This is a genomic window from uncultured Oscillibacter sp. (genome assembly GCF_910579365.1).
Taxonomy (GTDB): Bacteria; Bacillota; Clostridia; order Oscillospirales; family Oscillospiraceae; genus Oscillibacter.
Genome location: NZ_CAJTUX010000032.1, coordinates 15,477 through 30,573, shown reverse-complemented (window position 1 = coordinate 30,573; position 15,097 = coordinate 15,477). Strand labels below are relative to the sequence as shown.

At 63.6% G+C, this 15,097-nt stretch carries 17 protein-coding genes and 1 tRNA gene; 6 read left to right on the top strand and 12 right to left on the bottom strand.

The features are described from left to right. Positions 1 to 98 precede the first annotated feature (98 nt). From QZ329_RS09040 to lspA, 3 genes are all read right to left on the bottom strand, one after another. Positions 99 to 175, bottom strand: a tRNA-Val gene (locus tag QZ329_RS09040). A 111-nt stretch (positions 176 to 286) separates the two neighbouring features. Next, positions 287 to 1,198, bottom strand: a complete 912-nt coding sequence (locus QZ329_RS09035) for an RluA family pseudouridine synthase (RefSeq protein WP_295751397.1) — start codon at positions 1,196 to 1,198, stop codon at positions 287 to 289. Beyond that, on the bottom strand, positions 1,164 to 1,673 hold the full coding sequence (gene lspA / locus QZ329_RS09030) for a signal peptidase II (protein ID WP_295751393.1): 510 nt from the start codon (positions 1,671 to 1,673) through the stop codon (positions 1,164 to 1,166). Before lspA ends, QZ329_RS09035 begins: the two co-directional genes overlap by 35 nt. Before the next feature lie 190 nt (positions 1,674 to 1,863). Between lspA and QZ329_RS09025 the strand changes: the two genes are divergently transcribed. Further along, positions 1,864 to 2,589 (top strand): hypothetical protein, encoded by a 726-nt coding sequence (locus QZ329_RS09025; protein WP_295751389.1) that lies wholly within the window; start codon positions 1,864 to 1,866, stop codon positions 2,587 to 2,589. A 59-nt stretch (positions 2,590 to 2,648) separates the two neighbouring features. On the opposite strand, the gene QZ329_RS09020 is transcribed toward QZ329_RS09025, so the two are convergent. The 3 genes from QZ329_RS09020 to QZ329_RS09010 all read right to left on the bottom strand — a co-directional run bounded on the left by QZ329_RS09020 (position 2,649) and on the right by QZ329_RS09010 (position 6,149). Further along, positions 2,649 to 5,120 carry an ATP-dependent Clp protease ATP-binding subunit gene (locus QZ329_RS09020; RefSeq protein ID WP_295751386.1) on the bottom strand — a complete coding sequence of 824 codons (2,472 nt, stop codon included), beginning with the start codon at positions 5,118 to 5,120 and terminating at the stop codon, positions 2,649 to 2,651. Positions 5,121 to 5,156: 36 nt separating this feature from the next. Next, positions 5,157 to 5,624, bottom strand: coding sequence for a UvrB/UvrC motif-containing protein (locus QZ329_RS09015; protein ID WP_295751383.1), 468 nt, complete (start codon positions 5,622 to 5,624; stop codon positions 5,157 to 5,159). Between the two features lie 72 nt (positions 5,625 to 5,696). After that, positions 5,697 to 6,149, bottom strand: a complete 453-nt coding sequence (locus QZ329_RS09010; RefSeq protein ID WP_295751380.1) for a CtsR family transcriptional regulator — start codon at positions 6,147 to 6,149, stop codon at positions 5,697 to 5,699. 221 nt (positions 6,150 to 6,370) lie between these two features. Here QZ329_RS09010 and QZ329_RS09005 point away from each other — a divergent pair, with 221 nt between their 5' ends. Next, positions 6,371 to 6,544, top strand: a complete 174-nt coding sequence (locus tag QZ329_RS09005) for a 4Fe-4S binding protein (protein WP_293280867.1) — start codon at positions 6,371 to 6,373, stop codon at positions 6,542 to 6,544. 234 nt (positions 6,545 to 6,778) lie between these two features. Here the strand turns inward: QZ329_RS09005 and QZ329_RS09000 are convergent, their stop codons facing one another. The 4 genes from QZ329_RS09000 to mutY are packed head-to-tail and all read right to left on the bottom strand — an operon-like array spanning position 6,779 to position 9,795. Then, positions 6,779 to 7,651, bottom strand: a complete 873-nt coding sequence (locus QZ329_RS09000) for a radical SAM protein (protein WP_295751374.1) — start codon at positions 7,649 to 7,651, stop codon at positions 6,779 to 6,781. Further along, positions 7,648 to 8,235, bottom strand: coding sequence for a thymidine kinase (locus QZ329_RS08995; protein ID WP_295751370.1), 588 nt, complete (start codon positions 8,233 to 8,235; stop codon positions 7,648 to 7,650). The genes QZ329_RS09000 and QZ329_RS08995 overlap by 4 nt, the downstream gene beginning before the upstream one ends. Positions 8,236 to 8,266: 31 nt before the next feature. Continuing rightward, positions 8,267 to 8,728 carry a PF20097 family protein gene (locus QZ329_RS08990; protein ID WP_295751367.1) on the bottom strand — a complete coding sequence of 154 codons (462 nt, stop codon included), beginning with the start codon at positions 8,726 to 8,728 and terminating at the stop codon, positions 8,267 to 8,269. Between the two features lie 8 nt (positions 8,729 to 8,736). Then, a complete protein-coding gene (gene mutY, locus QZ329_RS08985) occupies positions 8,737 to 9,795 on the bottom strand; it encodes an A/G-specific adenine glycosylase (RefSeq protein WP_295751364.1) in 1,059 nt (352 codons plus the stop codon). Between the two features lie 176 nt (positions 9,796 to 9,971). Here mutY and QZ329_RS08980 point away from each other — a divergent pair, with 176 nt between their 5' ends. The 3 genes from QZ329_RS08980 to QZ329_RS08970 are packed head-to-tail and all read left to right on the top strand — an operon-like array spanning position 9,972 to position 11,721. Then, the gene (locus QZ329_RS08980) at positions 9,972 to 10,304 is read left to right on the top strand and encodes a helix-turn-helix transcriptional regulator (RefSeq protein WP_295751361.1); all 333 of its coding nucleotides are present in this window, start codon (positions 9,972 to 9,974) and stop codon (positions 10,302 to 10,304) included. Further along, positions 10,301 to 11,053, top strand: coding sequence for a permease prefix domain 1-containing protein (locus tag QZ329_RS08975; protein WP_295751358.1), 753 nt, complete (start codon positions 10,301 to 10,303; stop codon positions 11,051 to 11,053). The genes QZ329_RS08980 and QZ329_RS08975 overlap by 4 nt, the downstream gene beginning before the upstream one ends. Next, positions 11,050 to 11,721 carry a hypothetical protein gene (locus QZ329_RS08970; protein ID WP_295751355.1) on the top strand — a complete coding sequence of 224 codons (672 nt, stop codon included), beginning with the start codon at positions 11,050 to 11,052 and terminating at the stop codon, positions 11,719 to 11,721. Before QZ329_RS08975 ends, QZ329_RS08970 begins: the two co-directional genes overlap by 4 nt. A gap of 43 nt (positions 11,722 to 11,764) precedes the next feature. Here QZ329_RS08970 and QZ329_RS08965 read toward each other — a convergent pair whose 3' ends face one another. Both QZ329_RS08965 and QZ329_RS08960 read right to left on the bottom strand, forming a co-directional pair. Continuing rightward, positions 11,765 to 12,580: a formate/nitrite transporter family protein gene (locus QZ329_RS08965; RefSeq protein ID WP_295751352.1), complete on the bottom strand. Its 816-nt coding sequence runs from the start codon at positions 12,578 to 12,580 to the stop codon at positions 11,765 to 11,767. A gap of 102 nt (positions 12,581 to 12,682) precedes the next feature. After that, a complete protein-coding gene (locus tag QZ329_RS08960; RefSeq protein WP_295751349.1) occupies positions 12,683 to 14,356 on the bottom strand; it encodes a formate--tetrahydrofolate ligase in 1,674 nt (557 codons plus the stop codon). Positions 14,357 to 14,536: 180 nt separating this feature from the next. Between QZ329_RS08960 and QZ329_RS08955 the strand changes: the two genes are divergently transcribed. Beyond that, complete coding sequence (locus QZ329_RS08955) at positions 14,537 to 15,037, top strand: hypothetical protein (RefSeq protein ID WP_295751346.1); 501 nt, start codon at positions 14,537 to 14,539, stop codon at positions 15,035 to 15,037. Positions 15,038 to 15,097 lie beyond the last annotated feature (60 nt).

The following is a 15,097-nucleotide window of genomic DNA, read 5'->3' as shown; positions in this document are numbered from 1 at the left end:
CGTCGACCTCTAGCGTGACAGGCTAGCGTTCTAACCAACTGAACTACCGGGCCATCTGCAAACGTGGAGAAATACCGGGGAACGCCTTTTAAAAAAGCTGGTGGGAACAACTGGACTCGAACCAGTGACCCCCTGCTTGTAAGGCAGATGCTCTAACCAGCTGAGCTATGCTCCCGGGTCGCCGCCTACGTCAGACGGCATTGATTAGTATACGAAAAGAAACCCATTTTGTCAAGACATTTTCCCGATTTTTTTATGAAAAATTTTCCGGGCTGGCGGGGCGGCGTCAGGTCCGTCCCGCCAGCTTCCGGAGTTGGCGCTGAAATTCCTCCGGCAGAGGGCAGCGAAGCTCCACCGGCTCCCCGGTCCGGGGGTGGAGGAAGCGCAGAGCGGAGGCGTGGAGACACTGTCCCTGAAGGCCGGGAACGGCCTTGCCATAGACGGCGTCGCCCAGGATGGGGTGGCCCAGGCGGGCCATGTGGACCCGGATCTGATGGGTCCGCCCGGTCTCCAGACGGCAGCGGAGGCGGCAGAAGCCGGGAAAGCGCTCCAGCACCTCCCAATGGGTGACGGCGGGACGGCCGCCGGCGACCACGGACATCTTCTTCCGGTCTGTGGGATGGCGGCCTATGGGCGCGTCCACGGTTCCCGCGTCCTCCCGGAGATTGCCGGTGACGATGCACTCATAGGTTCGGGCGAGGCTGTGGTCCTGGAGCTGGGACGCCAGGGCCTGATGGGCAAAATCGTTCTTGGCGGCGATGATGAGCCCGGAGGTGTCCCGGTCGATGCGGTGGACAATGCCGGGGCGCAGCGCTCCGCCCACGCCGGAGAGACTGCCGCCGCAGTGGTAGAGCAGGGCGTTGACCAGGGTCCCGTCCGGGTGGCCGGGGGCGGGGTGGACCACCAGCCCCTTGGGCTTGTTGACCACGATGACGTCGGCGTCCTCGTAGACCACGTCCAGGGGGATGTCCTGCGGAAGGGCGTCCATGGGCTCCGGGTCCGGCAGGGAGACGGACAGGGCCTCTCCCCCGGCGAGACGGTGGTTCTTCGCCACGGGCCTTCCGTTCAGAGTGACCCGGCCCTCCTCCAGAAGGCGCTGGGCGGCGGAGCGGGTCAGCCCCTCCACCTGGCTGGGAAGCCAGGCGTCCACCCGCTTCCCGGCGTCAGGTTCCGTTGGATGGAGCGTCAGCGTTTCCATGGGCGTTCTCCCTCTTGTCGTATTTTTCATAGAACCACTGGTAATAGATCAGTCCCAGCACACAGCCGGTGACGATGCACATATCCGCCACGTTGAAAACGGGGTAGTCCATGAACTGAAAATTGAACATGTCCACCACATAGCCCAGGCGGACCCGGTCGAGGATGTTGCCCAGGCCGCCGGAGACGATGAGGCAGCAGGCCAGCACCCCCAGGGGATGCCGGACCACCCGGCGGACCAGCAGGGCCAGAATGACCAGGACAATGCAGCTGGTGGCGGCGGCCAGCAGCCAGCGCTGGCCGGAGAAGCTGGACCAGGCCGCGCCGTAGTTGTGGACAGTCCGCAGCTCCACCAGGCCGGGCAGGAGAGGACGGGATTCCCCCAGGGGGAGCGTGAGGGTGATGTAACGCTTGACCCACTGGTCCAGGGCCAGCAGCGCCAGGGACAGCAGGGCGGAGAGGGCGGTGAAAAGCATGGCGGGTCCTCCTTTGGGGTGTTCCCTGACAGTTTACACGCTTTGAGGGGAAAAGGCAAGGCTTTTCCCGGGCGCGGCCTGCGGCGCCGCTCTTCCCAATTTGAGGAATTCCTCTTGTCAGAACAGGGGATGCATGGTATGATATTTGTAGAAAAAAGAAGCCTTCCGGGCGAAGAGAGGAGCAGTTTTCATGGCTGAGGAAACCACTACCCCCGTACAAACAGCGCCGAATCCGGAGCCGGTCCCGGAGCCGGCCCCCGCACCAACACCGGATCCCATACCAGCGCCGGTTCCGGAGGCCTCCGGCGCTTCCGGCGCCTCCCGGAAGGGCAGCCCGCTACTGGTGTTTTTGACGGTGCTGCTGATTCTGGTGGGCATTGCCGACGTGATTTTGTGGGGCGTCGTGGGTTATTACTTCCTCCAAAACCACCAGAGCGGCGGGGAGCCGGCGCAGGCCGTTTCTGCCGCTGGCGGGGCAGCCGGCGAAGAAGGAGCTTCCGGTGATGCGGAGGGACAGGATGCGCTGGCGGTGTATATTCAGGAGATGGAAGGAATCTGGGAGCGGCATGATGAAGAGAGGGAGTACCATAACAGAATTATAGAAGAGATGGACGATGCTGAATTCTGCGCCGAATTTACCCGGCGGATCATACCCAATTACCGGCAGGTATTTGAAGATGCCGCAAAGGTCACCTCGGATGATCCGCAGGTGGCGGAGCTCTGCGAAATGTTTCAGGAATATGGCGCAAGACGGATGGGTGAATGTGAAGCGGAACTCTCCGTACTGGAGACGGACAATTGGCTCCTGAATGTGAAGACGAAGTTTTCGATGCTTAAAACGAATTCTTTTAGAAGCGGTTATTGGAAGAAGCTGCGAGACTTGGCGGAGGAGCGGGGAGTTCCTTTCGACAGATGAGAATGGGAAAATGAGAACGAGAAAACGGCCCCGCCAAAAGGCGGGGCCGTTTGCTTTGCTCAGGCGGGAATCTCCTCTTTCGTTACCAGCAGCTTGCTGTCCTCCACCGTCAGCGCGGCGGTGTCGCCGGCCTTCAGGGTTCCGTCCAGCATCCGCTCGGCCACGGCATCCTCCACCTTGCTCTGGATGCAGCGGCGGAGGGGGCGGGCGCCGTATTTCGCGTCGTAGCCCTCCCGGACCAGTTCCTCCACGGCCTCGCCGGTGGCGCGCAGGTGCAGGCCCATGGCCTCCATCCGGGCGGAGACGGTGTCCAGCATCCGGCGGGCTACTTCCAGGATATCCTCCTCCGTCAGGGCGCGGAAGACGATGATGTCGTCGATCCGGTTCAAAAACTCCGGGCGGAAGGTTTGGCGGAGCTCCGCCAGGACGGTTTCCCGGGCCTTTTGGAACTTCTTCTCCGCGTCCCCGGCGGGGCTCTCCTCGTGGTTGAAGCCCAGGCGGGTCCCGGCGGAGGTGAGGCTCTTGGCCCCGATGTTGCTGGTCATGACGATGACCGTGTTTTTGAAGTCCACGGTCCGGCCCTGGGAGTCGGTAATGCGCCCGTCGTCCAGAATCTGGAGGAGGATGTTCCACACGTCCTCGTGGGCCTTCTCGATCTCGTCAAAGAGGACGACGGAATAGGGCTTGCGGCGGACCTTCTCCGTGAGCTGGCCGCCCTCCTCGTGGCCCACGTAGCCCGGAGGGGAGCCGATGAGCCGGGAGACCGTGTGCCGCTCCATATACTCGGACATGTCGATGCGGATGATGGCGCTCTCGTCGCCGAACATGGCCTCCGCCAGGGATTTGCACAGCTCCGTCTTGCCCACGCCCGTGGGGCCCAGGAAGAGGAAGGAGCCCGTGGGGCGCTTGGGGTCCTTCAGACCCACCCGCCCCCGGCGGATGGCCCGGGCCACGGCCTTCACGGCCTCGTCCTGGCCCACTACCCGCTTGTGGAGGATGTCCTCCATGTGCAGAAGGCGGGTCCCCTCGTCCTCGGTGAGGCGGGTGACGGGGATGCCCGTCCAGCCCGCCACCACGGCGGCGATGTCCTCGGCAGTGACAGGGCGGTGCTGCCGGGGACTGCTGCGGCGCTTTTCCCGCTCCTGCTCCACCTGGTCCTGATAGTTCCGCTCGATATCCCGGAGCTGGGCGGCGGTCTCGTAGTCCTGGCGCTGGATGGCGGCCTCCTTGTCCTTGGACAGGGCGGCGATCTTCTCCTCCAGGCTCTTCAGCTCCGGGGAGATTTCCTCTTCCTCCATCCGGACCCGGGAGGCGGCCTCGTCCATCAGGTCGATGGCCTTGTCCGGCAGGAAGCGGTCCGAGATATACCGGGCAGAGAGGGTGACGGCGGCCTCCAGCGCCTCGTCGGTGAGCTGGAGCTTGTGGTGCTCCTCATACTTCTGGCGGAGGCCCTTCAAAATCTCCAGACTGGCCTCCTGGCTGGGCTCGCCCACCTGGACGGGCTGGAAGCGGCGCTCCAGGGCGGCGTCCTTTTCGATATACTTCCGGTACTCGTTCAGCGTCGTGGCGCCCACCACCCGGATCTCTCCCCGGCCCAGGGCGGGCTTGATGATGTTGGCGGCGTCCACGGCCCCCTCGGCGCTTCCCGCGCCCACGATGGTGTGAAGCTCGTCGATGAAGAGAATCACGTCCCCGGACTTCTTCACCTCGTCCAGGGCCTTTTTGATGCGCTCCTCAAACTCGCCCCGGTACTTGGTGCCGGCCACCATGCCGGAGAGGTCCAGGGAGAGAATGCGCTTGTCCAGAAGGTCGTCGGGCACGTCCCCCATCACGATTTTCCGGGCCAGACCCTCGGCGATGGCGGTTTTGCCCACGCCGGGCTCGCCGATGAGGCAGGGGTTGTTCTTCGTCCGGCGGGAGAGAATCTGGATGACCCGCTGAATTTCCCCGTCCCGGCCCACCACGGGGTCCAGCTTGCCGGCCCGGGCGTCGGCGGTCAGGTCCCGGGTGAACTCCCGGAGGGTCTTGCCGCCGTTCCCGCCGCCGGAGGAGGGCTTCTCCTCCCGGGCGGCGGCATTGGGGCGGCCCTGGGGCCGCTGGTTCAGCTTCTGCATCAGGGCGGTATAGAGGGGGCGGACGTCCACCCCGGCGGTGCGGAGAATGCGGACGGCCATGTTATTCCCCTCCCGCAGGAGGCCCGCCAGCAGATGCTCGGTGCCCACGCAGGGGCTGCCGCTGCGGACAGCGTCCTCCACGGCGATCTCCACCACCCGGCGGGCCCGGGGGGTCAGCCCCTGGGCGGGGTTGCTGCCGGGGAGACCCGCTCCCACGCTGCGCTTGATGATCTGGATAATCATGCTGTCGGTCAGTCCGGCCTCCAGCAGAACGTCGTGGGCGGCTCCCTGGTCCTCCCGGATGAGGCCCAGCAGCAGATGCTCGGTGCCCACGTAGCCGTGACCCAGCTCGCCCGCGGCCTCCTGGCTGAGGCGGAGGGCCTCCTCCGCGCCGGGGCTGAATTTTTTCTCACTCATTTGCAGGACACTTCCTTTCGTGAAGTAGGATTTGAATCAGTTCTGTTCCAGGGCGTGAATCTGGTCCCGGAGCTCCGCCGCCCGCTCAAAGTTCTCCTCGCCGACGGCTTTCTGCATTTCCATGCGCAGGGCGTTCAGCTGGCGGGTTTTGGCCAGCTGGTTTTGCTCCGCCCCCTCCAGCAGGGTGTCCGGGGACTTTTGGGCCTCCTGCCGCTGCTCCACCGGGGCGCCCAGGGCGGGCATGTCGGCGAAGAAGTCGTCAAAGGGGTCCTCCAGCATGCGGTTCATCCGGCTCAGCAGAGAGGGATAGGGGGTGAAGAAATCCTCCAGCAGGCCGCCGCCGAAAAAGCCCTGCATCATCCGCTGGCTCTGGGCGGCCAGCTTCTGGGTGTAGCCCAACTTGGCGGCGCAGTCGGCGCAGAGGTGCTTCTCGGTGACATGGCCATTGACGTTGCTCTGGTAAACAAAGGTGACTTCATTCTTGCCACAATTTTCGCATTTCATAAGGAAAACCTCCTATATATCGTAAAAGTTTTTGGATACGGGAAAAATGGGATACGCTATTCTATGACGCCGCTAGACCTGGAGAATCAGAATGTTCTTCAAAATGTCCGCCCGGACCTGGTCCCGCAGGTCCCGGGGCACGGCGCCCAGGGCCTTGTCGCCCACGGCGGCCAGGAAGGTCCGGCCCAGATCGTCCTCCAGGGCGCCGGATTGGACCAGGTTCCCCAGGATGGCCCTGGCGGAGGGCAGGTCCAGCTGCGGGCCGAGGGAGTTGATGACGTGCATCAAAAGAGTCTGCCGGTCCACCTGGACCCGGGTGATGCGGATGTATCCGTTGCCGCCCCGGCGGCTTTCCACAATGTAGCCCCGTTCAGGTGAGAAGCGGGTGGACATCACGTAGTTGATCTGGCTGGGCACGCAGTTGAACCGCTGGGCCAGGTCGCTGCGCTGGACCTCCAGCACGCCGTCTCCGGTGGCGTCCAGGCAGTCTTGGAGGAAACCGGCGATCAAATCGGAAATCCCCATGGGTGCGCCTCCTCTGTTTGACTTTGACTATCTTTGATCTTCTGTATGTTGTCAGTATAACACGCCCAAACGAAATGTCAAGAGGGAAACTTTGACTTTCTTTGACGTTTGTGAAAACAAATTGTAAACGGAAAAAATTTCGGCCGGGGGTTTCACAAAGCTCTTGCTTTTTTCGCAGAGTATGCTACAATGGGGATACAATTCTAATGGAGGTGCTTCCCATGGCCTATAAGATCACTTCTGCCTGTGTGAGCTGCGGCGCCTGCTCTGATGCCTGCCCCGCCGGCGCCATCAGCCAGGGCGATGATTCCTATGTCATCGACGCTGCCGCCTGCCTGGACTGCGGTTCTTGCAGCGACACCTGCCCCAACGGCGCCATCGTTCCCGAGGAATAAGCGCTACATAAAAAGCCCGCAAGCGAAAGCTTGCGGGCTTTTTATGCAGCGCTTACGGCCGCCCTTTGGGCGGCCGGCGGGCCAAGTTTCGGCTTGGCCCGCTTTTATTAAAATAGTGCAGGGAACCCCTCCTTCCCGGTGAGGAAGAGGGGGCTTCTTTTTGGTCGGGTTTTCTCGAGGGCCGTAATTTCAAAAGAGGGGGCGGAGCTTGTGTCAGAACCTATGAGGGGAGAATCATACCCCGGAGAGGTTGAAGTCCGGAGTGTATTCCTCTTTGGCGGAGGTGCGCTCCTGGGTGTAGCCGTCTGTGACGCCGCAGTTTTCCATATATGTTACCGCCGCCCGGTACTCCGCCCGGGTCACGTGGCGGGCCAGGGGGCCTGCGGCGCCGGGCTGGGGGGTGTACTGGCTCATCAGGGAGAACAGCACCTCCCCGGGGCGGAACGTCTCCGCCACCCAGTCGATAACGCGGCGGGTGTTCTCCAGTTCCCCGGGGAGAAGCAGGTGCCGGATCAGCACGCCGCGCTGGAGCTGCCCGCTCTCCATTTGATAGGGGCCCGTCTGGCGAAACATCTCCAGAATCGCCGGGGCGGCGCGGTCAAAATAGTCCGGGGCGGCGGAGTACTTCCCGGCGGGGCCCGGCAGGGCGTATTTCAGGTCCGGCAGATAGACCTGTACCTTGCCCGCCAGACGGCGCAGGGCGGAGACGCTTTCGTAGCCCCCGCAGTTCCACACCACGGGGACGGGCCAGGGGTTCTCCCCCAGGGCCTCCAGCACCGCCGGGGCGAAGTGGGTGGGAGTCACCAGATCCAGGCAGGACGCCCCTTGGGCGATGAGCTCCCGGAAAATCTCCCGGAGGCGGGAGACGGAGACGGGCTTCCCCACGCCGCCCTGAGAGATGGCTTTGTTCTGGCAGAAGACGCAGCGGAGATTGCAGCCGGAGAAGAAGATGGTCCCCGCCCCGTGTTCCCCCACCAGACAGGGCTCCTCCCACTGGTGGAGCATGGCACGGGCCACCACCGGAAGAGAGGGCTGTCCGCAGACGCCGCCGGGGCGCCCCGAAGTCCGCTCCGCCCCGCAGCCTCTTGGACAGAGCGTGCAGGTCATGGTGCGCCTACGCTGAAGTCCGGACCCAGGTTGCCCTCCATCCAATGGCGGCGGCAGAGGCCAATGTATTTGTCGTTGGCCCCCAGAACCACCTGTTCCCCCTCCTTCAGGACGTTGCCGTTCTCATCGAAGCGGGCGTTGAAGGTGGCCTTCTTGCCGCACCAGCAGATGGTCTTGACCTCCTCAATCTTGTCCGCCATAATCAGCAGGGCGTGACTCCCGGGGAAGAGGTCCCCCTTGAAGTCGGACCGGAGGCCGTAGCACATGACGGGGATGCCCTGCCGGTCCACCAGGTCCACCAGGTACATGACCTCCTCCCGGGTCAGGAACTGGGCCTCGTCCACGATGATGCAGGCGTTTTGCTGGAGCTCCATGACGGACATCTTCTGCATCTCGTCAAAGTACACGCAGGGATAGGTCAGGCCAATGCGGGAGTAGACCATGTGCTCCCCGTCCCGGGCGTCCAGCCGGGGCTTGACCATCAGGGCCTTCTGGCCCCGCTCCTCATAGTTGAAGCGGGCCATCAGAGCGTTGGCGGACTTGCTGGAGCCCATGGCTCCATACTTAAAGTATAATTGTGCCATGATAATACAAAAAGCGATGGAATTCGGCAGATTATCCCCCGCTCTCTTCCTCCTCTTTCGTTTTTTCCGAGTACTCTGCCACATGGGCGGAAAAGCTGTCCCCGTACATCAAGGGCTCCGGTATGGTAAAGACGGCCTTCTTACAGTCTCGACAGAGCCAGGTGGTTTTATAGAGGCCGCTCCAGATACTGCCCTCGTCCAGCAGGTCCAGGCCCCGGCTGTCCAGACGCCGCAAGAACTCGTATTTGTAGACGCCGGGGTGCCAGCGGACACCGTCCCGCCCGCCAAACAAAAAGCCCTGCTCCATGTCCTTCCCGCACCAGGGGCAGGGTTCCGGCGGGAGGCTCTTGGCCTTTTCCTTTTCCTTCGCCTTGCGCTCCTCGTTCCAGGCTTTCAGGCTGTCAAGGGAATTTGCCAGCGGCTCCTTGGGCTCCCGGCGGGGCTTGTCCGGCTTGCGGTCCCAGGGGTCTTCGCTCTGTTTCCAAAACGGCATGGTTCCTCCTATTCTTTCAGCGCGTGTTCGGCCTCCTCCCGGTAGCGGGCGAAGGCGGAGGGGACGGCGTGCTGGTCCAGGGCGCTCACCCAGGTGAACGTCTCCGGCCCTTCGCCGGAGACGGCCAGGGTGTACCCGGTCATGTGCCACTCCACATGGGAGAAGATGTGCTTCGCCGTCAGGCGGTTCTTCCAGGTCTTCGGCTCCAGGCCCCAGGCCCGGACCGTCTCTCCGGCGGCGGACTCCTCCAGGCCGCCCTCCACATTGGGAAACTCCCACAGTCCCGCAAGCAGACCGGAGGCGGGACGCCTGCGAAGAGCGATCTTCCCCTCCCGGAGAAGGAGGAACACCGTTTTTTCCTCCGCCCGGCGGGCCTTTTTCGGGGCCTTGACGGGCAGGACCTCCGCCGTTCCCCGCTCCCGGCCCAGGCAGAGGTCCCGGACAGGGCAGAGGAGGCACTTGGGCGGACCGTTCGGCACGCAGACCGTGGCCCCCAGCTCCATGAGGGCCTGATTGAAAATCCGGATGTCATCCTCCGCCTCCGGGAAGACGGCCTGCACCTGAGCGCGGACGGCCTTCTTCGTCTGGGGGAGGGAGGCGTCGCTGTGGTCGTCCGTCAGGCGGGTGATGACGCGGAGGACGTTGCCGTCCACCGCGGCCTCCCGCCGGGCAAAGGCGGCCGAGGCGATGGCGGCGGCGGTGTAGTCCCCCACGCCGGGGAGCTCCAAAAGGCCTGCGTAAGTGTCGGGAAAGCCGCCCCGGTCCGTCACCAGCCGGGCCGCTTTCTGGAGGTTCCGGGCCCTGCTGTAATAGCCCAGGCCCTCCCAGAGCTTCATGAGCTGGTCCTCCGGCGCGGCGGCCAGGGCCTCCACCGTGGGGAAGGCCGCGAGGAAGCGGGCATAGTAGCCCAGCACCGCCGCCACCCGGGTCTGCTGGAGCATGATCTCCGAGACCCAGACGCGGTAGGGGTCCCGGGTTTTCCGCCAGGGGAGGTCCCGGGCGCTGGCCCGGTACCACGCCAGAAGCGGCGGGGGGAGCCGGGTCCATGTTGTAGCTTTTTCATTCATGGGGAGATTATAGCACAGATTTCGGGAGATGGACAGCCTTTTTTCCGGGAACGCGTCAGTTACCAATCGGACTATGGGGGACCGAGCCCCGTCCCTATCTGGAAGGTTTTCCTTGACATGCCTAGTGATGCTATGTATAATAAGCATAGAAATTCTAGGTATAAAGGAGGCCTCGTATGAAGAAACAAGCCATCGAACACACCCGGCTGCTGGCGCTGTCGCTGCTGGCGGGGGAGGACATGTACGGCTATCAAATGATCGTGGAGCTGGCCCGGCGGTCCAACCACACCTTCGACATGAAGGAGGGGACGCTGTACCCGGTGCTCCACGGGCTGGAGCAGGAGGGCTTTGTGGAGGCCTACCGCAAGGAGGCCCCCACGGGGCGGGAGCGGAAGTACTACCACCTGACCCGGAAGGGCCAGGGGGCCCTCCGGGAGGAAAAACAGGCCTGGGAGCGGTACTCCGGGGCGGTGAACGACGTGCTCCGGAGCGGGGCGGAGCTGGCATGACCCGGCGGGAATTCATGGACCGGGTGCTCCTGCCTCTGGGGCGGCTGACGGCGGAGGAGCGGGAGAATGTCCGCCGGGAGCTGGAGGAGCACGTGGAGGACCGGATGGAGGCGCTGCTGGGCATGGGCTGGAGCGCGGAGCTGGCGGAAGAACGGTGCCTGGAGGCCATGGGGGACCCGGCGGAGATTGGTCGGGAGATGGCGAAGCAGTACCGGGGAAGGGGCTGGCTGTGGATTGGCCGGGCGGCGGTGGCGCTGACGGTGGTGGTGTGTATCCAGGCGGCGCTGGGGATTGGGATGCTGGGCTCTTTGTGGGACAGCATCTACGCCCGGACGGTCTATGTCCCGAAGGGTTGGCCCCATGAGCTGGAAGTGCTGGAGGCGTCGGAGGCGGTGGATATCCGGATTCCCATTAAAAACGATGTTGTTCGGGTAGCCAGGGTCAACGTGGGACGGCGGCACGAATGGGACAGCCAGCACTGTGTGGAGCTTGTGCTGTACAGCTACGACCGGGTTCCCGGCGGGGTGGTTTCCGGCGGCCTGCTGGACGGGCTTTTCGTTGAAACCCAAGGCGGCAAACAGGTGCTTGAGATAGACTACAGCAGCAACACCCGGGACCACTATATGTGGGGGCGGACCGTGAAACACGTGAATGCCGAGCCCGGAGACAGCCACGTGACACTGGTCTACCGCCAATTCGGAGAGAATATCCGGGTCCAGGTGCCTCTGCCGGAGGAGAGAATCGAATGAAAAGGAAACGGATGCGCCCCCGGAATCGGACGGCCTTCCGGCGGGTTTTAATTGCGCTGGCGGCGCTGTTCCTGGTGAATCACTTTCTGATGACCGGCCTTCTGTTCCCCATCCAGGCCATCCGGCGCTGTGAGGAGCGGGCGGGCACGGGGAGGACCGCCGTAGTTCGCCGGGACTGGGCTCCGGAGATTTACAAAACCGGCTTGATTTACCTGACGGAAAATGAAACCGTCACCATGCTCAGCGCGGCCCGCCTGTCCCTTTACGGCTGGACGGAAGTCTATGGCGTACCGGTGGACTGCACGGGGGAGGGCCCCATCCACGGCGGTTGGTGGAGCTTTGTCCGACTGGAAAAGGCAGGCCGGTTCTATGTGTTCGGCAGGGTGGACGACCCGGAGATCGCCCGGCTGGAGGTCTATTTCATGCGCCCGGGCGACCCCCAGGGGGAGGAGCGAATTGGCCGGGTTCACGGCAATTTCGGGGTCCGGCGGGAGGATAGCGGCTGGATGGAGAAGGATGGACAGTCCTATTTTCTGTTCGAGACCAACCTGGTGGATTGGAGCGAGTATCCCACCGGCCTCCGAGTCGTCGCCGTGGGCTATGACGAGGAGAGGAACGTGGTCGCGCGGACGGATTTGGATCAGGGAGGCGTCTTTGCCGCCGAGTAAAAACACCGGGCCGGGAGGCGACGCCTCCCGGCTTGGTGTACGTTCAGTCCTTTTTCAAATGCGCGTACCAGAGCAGGACCGCCAGTCCCGCGCCCCCCAGGATATTCCCCAGGGTGACGGGGAGGAGGTTTCCCAGGAGGAAATTGGGGACGGTCAGGGCGGAAAGGTCCACACCGGCCTCCTGGGCCAGCTGGAGATACTGGGGATTCCGCACCGCCAGCAGTCCGGCGGAGACATAGTACATATTCGCCACGCAGTGCTCAAAGCCGCAGAGGACAAAATAGCTCACGGGAATGAAGGCCCCCATAAAGCGGCCCGCCGCGTCCTGGGCGGAGAGGGCCAGCAGCACCCCCAGGCACACCAGGACGTTGCAGAAAATCCCCAGCCCAAAGCCGCTTAGAAACGGCAGGGCGCACTTCCCGGCGGCCAGCCGGACGGTGTAGACCGCCAGTCCTCCGGCGGAGTAATTCAGCTGGCCGAAAAAGACACAGCCCGCCGCCACAAGGAAGGCCCCCAGAAAGTTCCCCAGGTAGACCAAAACCCAATTTCGCAAAAGGCCGGAGAGGGTGCATCTCCGCTCCAGCAAAGAGAGGACCAGGAGGCTGTTCCCGGTGAAGAGCTCCGCCCCGGTGACGAGGACCATGCACAGGCCGAAGGGGAAGAGGAGGCCGGAGACGGTCCGGGCAAGGCCCACGTTTTCCAGCCCATGGACGGCGGTGCTGGTGGCGGCGCAGCCCAGGGCGATGAGGGCCCCGGCCAGCAGGGAGAGGGCCAGGAGCTTCCCGGCGCTCTTTTGCGTCTTGGCCGTCCCTCCGGCGGCATAACGCTCCAAAAATTCCTTGGGGGAAAGATAGCTCAATGTTCCACCCACTTTCGTTGCCGTCGCTCCGGCTTGGATAAGTGCCGGACTGCCAGAGCGAATGAAAGCTTTTTTGGTCACTTTTTTCTCGAAAAAAGTAACTTAGAACAGCCCCGTGATCTTGCCGTTCTCGTCCACGTCGATCTTCTCGGCGGCGGGGACCTTGGGCAGGCCCGGCATGGTCATGATGTCCCCGGTAAGGGCCACCAGGAAGCCCGCCCCGGCGCTGACCTTCAGATTCCGCACCGTGATGGTGAAGCCCCTGGGGGCCCCCAGCAGGGCCGGATCGTCGGAGAAGCTGTATTGCGTCTTCGCCATGCAGACGGGGAGCTTCCCAAAGCCCAGGGCCTCCAGCTCCGCCAGCTGCTTTTTGGCGGCGGGGGTGAGAACCGCGCCATCGGCGTGATAGACCTTTTTCGAGATGGCGTTAATCTTATTTTCAATCGTGTCCTCCGCGTCATAGGCAAACCGGAAGTCACCGGGCTCCTCACAGAGGCGCAGGATCTCTTCGGCAAGAAGCGCGCCGCCCTCGCCGCCCTTGGCCCAGACCTCGCTGAGGGCCACATTGACGCCCAAGGCCCGGCATTTGTCCTCCACCAGTTTCAGCTCGGCGGCGGTGTCCGTGGGGAAGGCGTTGATGGCCACCACGCAGGGCAGGCCATAGACGTTTTTGATGTTGTCCACATGCTGGAGCAGGTTGGGAAGACCTTTCTCCAAAGCCTCCAGATTCTCCGCGTTCAGCTCCGCCTTGGGGACGCCGCCGTGGTTTTTCAGCGCCCGGACCGTGGCCACCACCACGACGGCGCTGGGCGTCAGACCGGCGAGACGGCACTTGATGTCCAGGAACTTCTCCGCCCCCAGGTCCGCGCCGAAGCCCGCCTCGGTGACGGCGTAGTCCGCCAGACGCATGGCAAGCCGGGTGGCCATGACGGAGTTGCAGCCGTGGGCGATGTTGGCGAAGGGTCCGCCGTGGATAAAGGCCGGGGTCCCCTCCAGGGTCTGAACCAGATTGGGCTTCAAAGCGTCCTTCAGCAGGGCCGCCATGGCCCCCTCGGCCCTGAGGTCGTGGGCGGTGACGGGCTTTCCCTCATAAGTGTAGGCCACCACCATCCGGCCCAGGCGGGCTTTCAGGTCCGGAATATCGGAAGAGAGGCACAGCACCGCCATGATCTCACTGGCGACGGTGATGTCGAAGCCGTCCTCCCGGGGGACGCCCTGCATCCGCCCTCCCAGGCCGTCCACGATGTTCCGCAGCTGGCGGTCGTTCATGTCCACACAGCGTTTCCAGGTGATCCGCTTCACATCGATGCCCAGGGCGTTGCCCTGCTGGATGTGGTTGTCCAGCATGGCCGCGCAGAGGTTGTTGGCCGCGCCGATGGCGTGAAAATCCCCGGTGAAGTGGAGGTTGATGTCCTCCATGGGCACCACCTGGGCATAGCCGCCTCCGGCCGCGCCGCCCTTCACGCCGAAGACGGGGCCCAGAGAGGGCTCCCGCAGGGCAACCAGGGCGTTCTTCCCCAGGCGGCGGAGAGCGTCGGCCAGACCTACGGTGGTGGTGGTTTTGCCCTCGCCGGCGGGGGTGGGGTTGATGGCGGTGACGAGAATCAGTTTCCCGTCGGGGCGGCCGCTCTCCCGCAGGAGGCGGGGGTCCACCTTGGCCTTGTAATTGCCGTAGAGCTCCAGGTACTGGGAATCGACGCCGGCGGCGGCGGCAATCTCCCCAATGGGGCGCATGGCGCAGGACTGGGCAATCTCGATGTCGGACAGAACGTGCATGGCGTGGCCCTCCTTTGTGTGATAAAAGGTATGACTTATTTTGAACAATTTGATGATAGCATACTCCCATGGAAAAAGAAAGTGGGAGAATACACAAGGAAAAGGGGCTTGAGTTCCGCCGGATTCTATGTTATCGTATACATAAAACAGCCGCAAAGGACGGCGGAAGGAGGGCGGATCATGGAGCTGAGCATCAGCGGACGGCAGCGGCGGGCCGCGCAGGCCGGAAAGGCCGCTCCGGTGGCGGAGAAGAAGCGCGCCGGAACAAGCGGAGGAGGCGCCGCCGCAAAGCCCCGAAGGGACAAAGCGGCCTGGTCTCAGGAGGCGCTGGCCTTTCTTCAGGAGCTGAACCGCCAGGACATGGAGAAGCAGCGGAAGCTGCTGGAGGCGAAGAAGAAGGGCAGAGGGGAGCTGGACGCGCTGACCAAGGCCCTGAAAACCATGGATAAATGCCAGAAGATTGCCGCCCGGATTCAGCGGGGCGACAAAGTGCCGCCGCAGGACGAGCGGTATCTGATGGACCACGACCCGGACGGCTATAAGCTGGCGCTGGCCACCCGGGAGCCCAAGAAAAACCCCAAGGAGTGGGAAACCGTTCTGGAGGAGGAGGACCTGGAGTCCGGTTCCGGAGGCGGCGAGGCGGAGGCTGCGGATTCCGCCGGGGAAGCGGCGGAGTGCTGAATGAAACGGACAGAAAAACCAGGCGGCGGGGAGTTCCCCGCCGCCTGGTTTTTCGATGTG